The organism is uncultured Tepidimonas sp., from assembly GCF_938045175.1.
Taxonomy (GTDB): Bacteria; Pseudomonadota; Gammaproteobacteria; order Burkholderiales; family Burkholderiaceae_C; genus Tepidimonas.
Genome location: NZ_CALIND010000093.1, coordinates 1 through 6,313 on the forward strand (window position 1 = coordinate 1; position 6,313 = coordinate 6,313).

At 69.2% G+C, this 6,313-nt stretch carries 5 protein-coding genes; 2 read left to right on the forward strand and 3 right to left on the reverse strand.

The features are described from left to right. Positions 1 to 822, reverse strand: an 822-nt coding sequence (locus Q0716_RS04830; protein WP_299020267.1) for a UPF0149 family protein, incomplete at its 3' end; no start/stop codon positions are given. 79 nt (positions 823 to 901) lie between these two features. Here Q0716_RS04830 and Q0716_RS04835 point away from each other — a divergent pair. Then, on the forward strand, positions 902 to 3,406 hold the full coding sequence (locus Q0716_RS04835) for an ATP-binding protein (RefSeq protein WP_299020268.1): 2,505 nt from the start codon (positions 902 to 904) through the stop codon (positions 3,404 to 3,406). Positions 3,407 to 3,430: 24 nt separating this feature from the next. Here the strand turns inward: Q0716_RS04835 and Q0716_RS04840 are convergent, their stop codons facing one another. Beyond that, positions 3,431 to 4,831: an aminopeptidase P N-terminal domain-containing protein gene (locus Q0716_RS04840; protein WP_299020270.1), complete on the reverse strand. Its 1,401-nt coding sequence runs from the start codon at positions 4,829 to 4,831 to the stop codon at positions 3,431 to 3,433. After that, entirely contained in the window at positions 4,828 to 5,604 is a 777-nt protein-coding gene (locus tag Q0716_RS04845; protein ID WP_299020273.1) for a nucleotidyltransferase family protein, read from the reverse strand. The genes Q0716_RS04840 and Q0716_RS04845 overlap by 4 nt, the downstream gene beginning before the upstream one ends. 64 nt (positions 5,605 to 5,668) lie before the next feature. Here Q0716_RS04845 and Q0716_RS04850 point away from each other — a divergent pair, with 64 nt between their 5' ends. Further along, positions 5,669 to 5,812 (forward strand): hypothetical protein, encoded by a 144-nt coding sequence (locus tag Q0716_RS04850; protein ID WP_299020275.1) that lies wholly within the window; start codon positions 5,669 to 5,671, stop codon positions 5,810 to 5,812. Positions 5,813 to 6,313 lie beyond the last annotated feature (501 nt).

Below are 6,313 nucleotides of genomic sequence, written 5' to 3' on the forward strand. Positions count from 1 at the left end.
CTTCTTGTACTTCTTGCCGCTGCCGCACGGGCAAGGGTCGTTGCGGCCGGGGGTCACGGCGCGGCGGATGGGCTCGATCTGTGGCCCCACCTCGCGTGCGATGTCGTACAGGTCGTACACCGCCCACAGCGCCTCGCCAAACAGCGCCCAGCGCGCCTCACTCACCGTCGGCGGCCCGTCGGCGTTGCCCGGGTTGAGGGCAGGCGGGTCGGCGTCGTCCTCGGTCAACGCGTAGACGGTGTCGAGCGCGTCGCCCCAGGCCTCGGCCAGCTCGCGCTCGCGCGGCGCGCGCCAGTCGTCGAGCCAAGCCTCCACCACGTCGGTAAAGCCGATAGCCCAGTATTGGCTAAACGCCGGCAGCACTTCGTCGCTGCGTTCGGTCAGCGCTTCGCGCTCCGCCGGGGGCAGTGCGGCCACCGCCGCGCGCACGTCGATGAGGTAGGGCACCAGCGCCCGCTCGTCGTCCAGCGACTCGACGGGGGCTTGCAGTGCGGCGGCCACCTCGTTCCAGCGCCGAAACCACAACCCAACGAAGTCCTGTAACTGTGCCTCGTCGCGAAATTGCGCCTGTCCGAACCCTGGGCCGCCCGCGCCGTCACCGCCAAACAGCACCGGGAAATACTCGCTCGGCGGGATCGAGCGACGGCAGCACAGCAGCGCTGTCAGAAAGCCGTCGCAGTACTCCCATGAGCGCGGGATGCCGTCGCTGCGCGAGGCGAGGTCGTCCAAAATCGTTTCCAGCCGCTGGTAGTCCTCGTCGCCCAAGGGGGGCGAGTCGGGGGTGGCGAGCATCTGGAAGGGCGGGCGGGGTTGTGGATCCATCGCCGCAGTGTAGCGTGGGCGGCTCTCCAGCGGCGGGCGTGCTGCCGGCACGGCCGATGAACGGCGCTAGACTGGGCGCATGCAAGAGATACCCCGGCACGACGAGACCACCGACACGCCCCAGGCGCCCGTGGGTGCGCAGCGCTTGGCGCCCGAGGCGCTGCGCCTGCGCATCGACCCGGCGTGTTTGGGCTTCGATGACACGTCGGCGCTGGAGCACGAGCCGTTGCCCTGGATTGGGCAGGCGCGGGCCCAGACCGCCGCCCGCTTTGGGCTGGCGATCGACCAGCCGCACTACCACCTGTTCGTGCTGGGCGAGATCGGCACCGGGCGCTCGACACTGCTGGAGCAGGAGATGCGTGCTGCCGCCGCCAGCCGACCGGTGCCCCCCGACCTGTGCTATCTGCACCACTTTGCCGCCCCCGAGCGGCCGCGGGCGCTGCGGCTGCCCGCGGGTCAGGGGCGGGCGCTGCGCCAGCGCATGGCCGAGTTTTGTCGCCGGCTGCAGGTCGAAATTCCCAAGCGGCTGAGTGAGCCCAGTTTCAAGGCCGCGCTGTCGGCGCTGGAAAAGACGTACAGCGATCGCGAGGCGGAGGCGTTCGCGGCCCTGTCTGCCTACGCACGGGCGCGGCACTTCGCCCTGCGGCGTGAGGGCGGGCAGCTCATCTTCACCCTCATCGACGATCAGGGCGAACCGCTGACCGCCGAGGCCATGGCCGCGCTCGAGCCCGAGCGACGGGCCGCCTACGACGAGGGCGAACGCGAGTTGCGCGCCGAGATTCTGCGTTTTCTGGAAGTGACGGCGCCCTTGGAGCGTGCCCTGCGTGACGGGGTGGAGGCGTTGCGTCGGCAGGCGGTGCGGCCACTGCTCGATCGCGAGCTCGACGCCATCCGGCAAGGCTTGCGCAAACAGTTCAAAGACACGCGCAAGCTGGGGCAGTGGCTGGACGCGGTGGAGCAGGATGTGCTGGAACACCTGGCGCTGTTCGAGCCTGCCGATGCCGACGAGGAGGCCGAGCGCCGCGCGGCGTTGGAGCGCCAGTTGCAGCGCTACCGCGTCAATCTGGTGGTCGACAACGCCGAGACGGTGGGCGCCCCCGTCATCATCGAGAACAACCCGCTGTACCGGCCGCTGTTCGGCAGCATCGAGTACCAGACCGACAACGATGTGCTGGTGACCGATTTTTCGCGCATCCGCGCCGGCAGCCTGCTGCGCGCGCACGGCGGCTTTTTGATGCTGCACCTGCGTGATTTGCTGGCCGATGATTTGGTGTGGGAGAAGTTGCGGCGTTTTCTGCGCAGCGGCCGCTTGCAGATCGAAGAGCCCGGGACGATGTTTTCAGCGCTGGCCACCACCTCGCTCGAGCCGGAGGCGGTCGATGTCGATGTCAAATTGGTACTGATCGGCTCCAACGAACAGTTCTACGCGCTGCAGGAGGTCGACCCGGAGTTCGCGCGGCATTTCCGTATCAAGGTGGACTTTGCCGAGACGTTCAGCGCCAACCCCGACACCTGGCGCGCCACCGGGATTTTCATCGCCCACACGGCGCGTCGGCTGGGGCTGCTGCCGTTTGGTGCGGCGGCGGTGGCGTGCCTCATCGAAGACAGCCACCGCGAGGCGGAGGACCGCACGCGCCAGAGTGCGGCATTCGCACGCACCGAGGCGCTGGCCATCGAAGCGGCCGAGCTGGCACGCCGCCGCGGCGCACGGCGCGTCGAGCGCGACGACGTGGCGGCGGCGATCGCCGCGCGCAACCATCGGCACGACTATCCCGACCAGCGGCTGCGCGAAGCCGTGGCCGATGGCGACCGTCTGGTGCATCTGTACGGTGCGCGCGTGGGCCAGCTCAACGGCCTGTCCGTCATCGACCTCGGGGACTACCGCTTCGGCTTGCCGATCCGCGTGGCCGCGCGCACCGTGCCCGGCACCGAAGGCCTGCTCAACATTGAGCGCGAGGTGGCCCTGTCTGGCCCCATCCACGACAAGGCGGTGCTCGTCCTGCACAGCTATCTGTCGGCCCTGTTCGCGCCGCTGGCACCGCTGGCGCTGACCGCCTCCATCGTGTTCGAGCAGGAGTACGCCGGCATCGAGGGCGACTCGGCGTCGTGCGCCGAGTTCTACGCCCTGCTGTCGTCGTTGTCCGGTTTGCCGCTGCGCCAAGGCATTGCCGTGACCGGGGCGATCAATGCGTTTGGCGAGGTGCTGCCGATCGGCGGCGTCAACGAAAAGATCGAGGGATTTTTCAAAGTCTGCGCCACCGCCGGGCTCGACGGCACACAGGGCGTGCTCATCCCGGCGCGCAACCGGCGCCACCTGATGTTGGCCGACGAGGTGTGCGAAGCGGTGGCGACGCAGCGCTTTCACATCTGGACCGTCGACCATGTCGCCGACGGCATGGCGTTGCTGACCGGTGTGCCCTTTGGCGCCGACGCCTCACGCGCTGCCGGCGGCGCCGTCACTGCGTCGCAGGACGCTTTTGTCCCCGATACGGTACTGGGTCGCGCGGCCGCCACCCTTGCGGCCTACCGCCGCGCGTGCCTGCGCGCAGGCAACCCGCGCGCCTGGCGGCAGCGCGGGGGGTGAGTGCTGTCATCTGAAGCCAGCCCCTCACCCCCGCATCAGCGCCTCGATCGCGTCCGGCTCGACGGGTACGTCGCGCGTGATGAGTTCGCAGCCGGTGTCGGTGACCACCGCGTCGTCTTCGATGCGGATGCCCAGGTTCCAAAAATGCGCGGGCGCGCCACTGGAGGGGCTGACGTACAGGCCGGGCTCGATGGTCAGCACCATGCCCGGGCGCAGGATGCGGCTGGGGCGGTCGCGGATGATTTCGCCGCTGAGGGAGTCCCGCCGCTCGCTGGTCTGGCCGACCTCGCTGGGCTCGACGTAGCTGCCGACGTCGTGCACGTCCAGCCCCAGCCAGTGGCCGGTGCGGTGCATGTAGAAGCGAAAGTAGTGCCGCTGCTCGATCACGTCGTCCAGGTGACCGACGTCGTTGCGGTCGAGCAAGCCCAGATCCAACATGCCCTGGGCCAGCACCTTGACCGCCGCGTCATGCGCGTCGACGAAGCGCGCACCGGGCCGGGTGGCGTCGATGGCGGCTTGCTGCGCGGCGCGCACCAGCTCGTACAAGTCGCGCTGCGGGCCGGTGAAGCGTCCGTTGGCCGGAAAGGTGCGGGTGATGTCGCTGGCGTAGCCGTCGAGCTCGCAACCGGCGTCGATGAGCACCAATTCGCCCGCGCGCACCGGAGCTGCGTCGGCGCGGTAGTGCAGCACGCAGGCGTTGGCACCCGCAGCGACGATGCTGCCGTAAGCGGGGTATTGCGAGCCGTGGCGACGAAATTCGTGCAGCAGCTCGGCGTCCAGGTGGTATTCGCGCACGTCCTCGCCGGCGCGGATCATGGCCGCGCAGCGTTGCATGGCGCGGACGTGGGCGTGCGCGCTGATGCGTGCGGCGCGGCGCATGACGTCGAGCTCGTGCGCGTCCTTGATGAGTCGCATCTCGTCCAGCAGCGCGCACGCGTCGCGCAGCGCCTGCGGGCACAGCACGCCGAAGCGCACGCGCGCGCGCACCTTTTGAAGCCAGCCCTCGATGCGCGCCTCCAGCCCGGCGTGGGTGGCGAAGGGATACCACACGCTGCTGCGGTTTTCCAGCAGCGGGGGCAGGCGGGTGTCCAGTTCGTCGACGGGATAGGCCTCATCGACGCCGAGTGCGGCGGGTGCCGCCTCGGGCCCGAGGCGGTAGCCGTCCCAGATTTCGCGCTCCAAATCCTTGGGCTGGCAAAAGAGCGTGCTGTGGCCGTCGGCGGTCAGCACCAGCCAGGCGCGCGGCTCGGTAAAGCCCGTCAGGTAGTAGAAATAGCTGTCGAAGCGAAACAGGTATTCGCTGTCGCGGTTGCGGATGCGCTCCGGCGCGGTGGGGATGATGGCGATGCCGCCATCACCGAGCTGGGCGGCCAGGCGTGCGCGCCGCTGGGCGTAGAGGGTTTGGTGGGGAATGGGGGTCGTCATGGCGGTGATGATAGGCCGTCGCGGTTGAGCGCCGCCAAGCGCTCGGGCGTGCCCACGTCGGCCCAGGTGCCGCTCCAGACCTCGGCCGTGACGCGGCCCTCGGCCATGGCCCGCCGCAAGACGGTGGCCAGCGGTGCGCTGACGCCTTGTGGGTTGCCGGCCGGGATGTCGCACCAGGGCGGCGCAAACAGCGCACGCCGCAGCAGCGCCACGCTGGAGTAGGTCCAGCGCGGGCGGGGGTCGTCGGCGGGCAGGTCGAGCGCGCGCCCCTGTGCATCCAGGCCAAAGTCGCCCCGGGGATGGTGCGGCGGGTTGGGCACCAGCCACAGATGGGCCAGCGCGTCGCTGGCGGCAAAGCGTTGCCGTGCCGCCGCCTCGAACGGAAAGTCGGGCATGAACACGTCGCCCGCCGCCAGCCAGAAGACCTCTTCGAGATGCGGCAGCGCGCGCGCGATGCCGCCTGCGGTCTCCAGCGCACGGCCGAAGTCGCGACCTTCCATCGAATACGACAGGGTCACCGGGCCGAACGGGCTGCGATAGGTGTGACCCAGGGCGGCTGGGATACGCTCACCCAGCCAGGCGGTGTTGATGAGCACCTGCCGTACCCCCGCGCGGGCCAGTGCGTCCAGGTGCCAGGCCAGCAGCGGCCGGCCGCGCACGGTCAACAACGGTTTGGGGCAGGTGTCGGTGAGCGGGCGCATGCGCTCGCCACGGCCGGCGGCCAGCAGCAGGGCGTCGGCGCGCGTCGTCGCGGGCGGGGTGGGGTGACGCATGGGGGGATTTTGACTAAAATCAAGCAACGGGTTTTCTTTCACTGCCACTGTTCAGGAGTCGTCCATGGCGCAAGCCCCCTCCACCGAGCACACTGCGGACGCGGCCGATCCGGCCGAAGCGATCGTTCACGTGATTCCCTGGCTGATCCCGGTGGCCGGCGCCATTTTGATGTTCTTGTTGGCCTTCATCGCCGTGGTCATGGCCTGACGGGTACCGCCCTGGCCTGGCCCGGGCCGGTGCCTGGGTGGGCCTGGTTCGCCAAGCCCCTCCTTCTTCGGTCCCGCCGGGCGTTGGTCCGGCGGGATTCGTTTTTGGGCCGCCCGCCGCCACGTCACGGGGCTGTCATGATGCGATGCAAATTTTGCATGACGCATGCGACGAATGTCAGCCACCGTGCAGCCCCGCTTTCTACAATGCCGTCAACCCCGTCATGCCGATGCGCGTCCAGGCCAACCCGTGGGCGCGCCGTTCTTGGTTTGCCACCGTCATCCCCGGTGGCGGGCGGCGGGGCGGGTTCGCAGGCGGCGTGCGCGTATCGGTCGCCTTTGTCCATTGGTTGCCGCGATCTGGTCGTGGGCGCAGCGGCGCCCTTGGTCCAGACCGTGTGAGTATGGGTGTTTACCTCCATGAATGCTCCCGTGATGCAGGGCCTGCCGTTGCGTATTCCTGCGTATGTTCAACATCCGCGCCTGATAGCCTGGGTGGCCG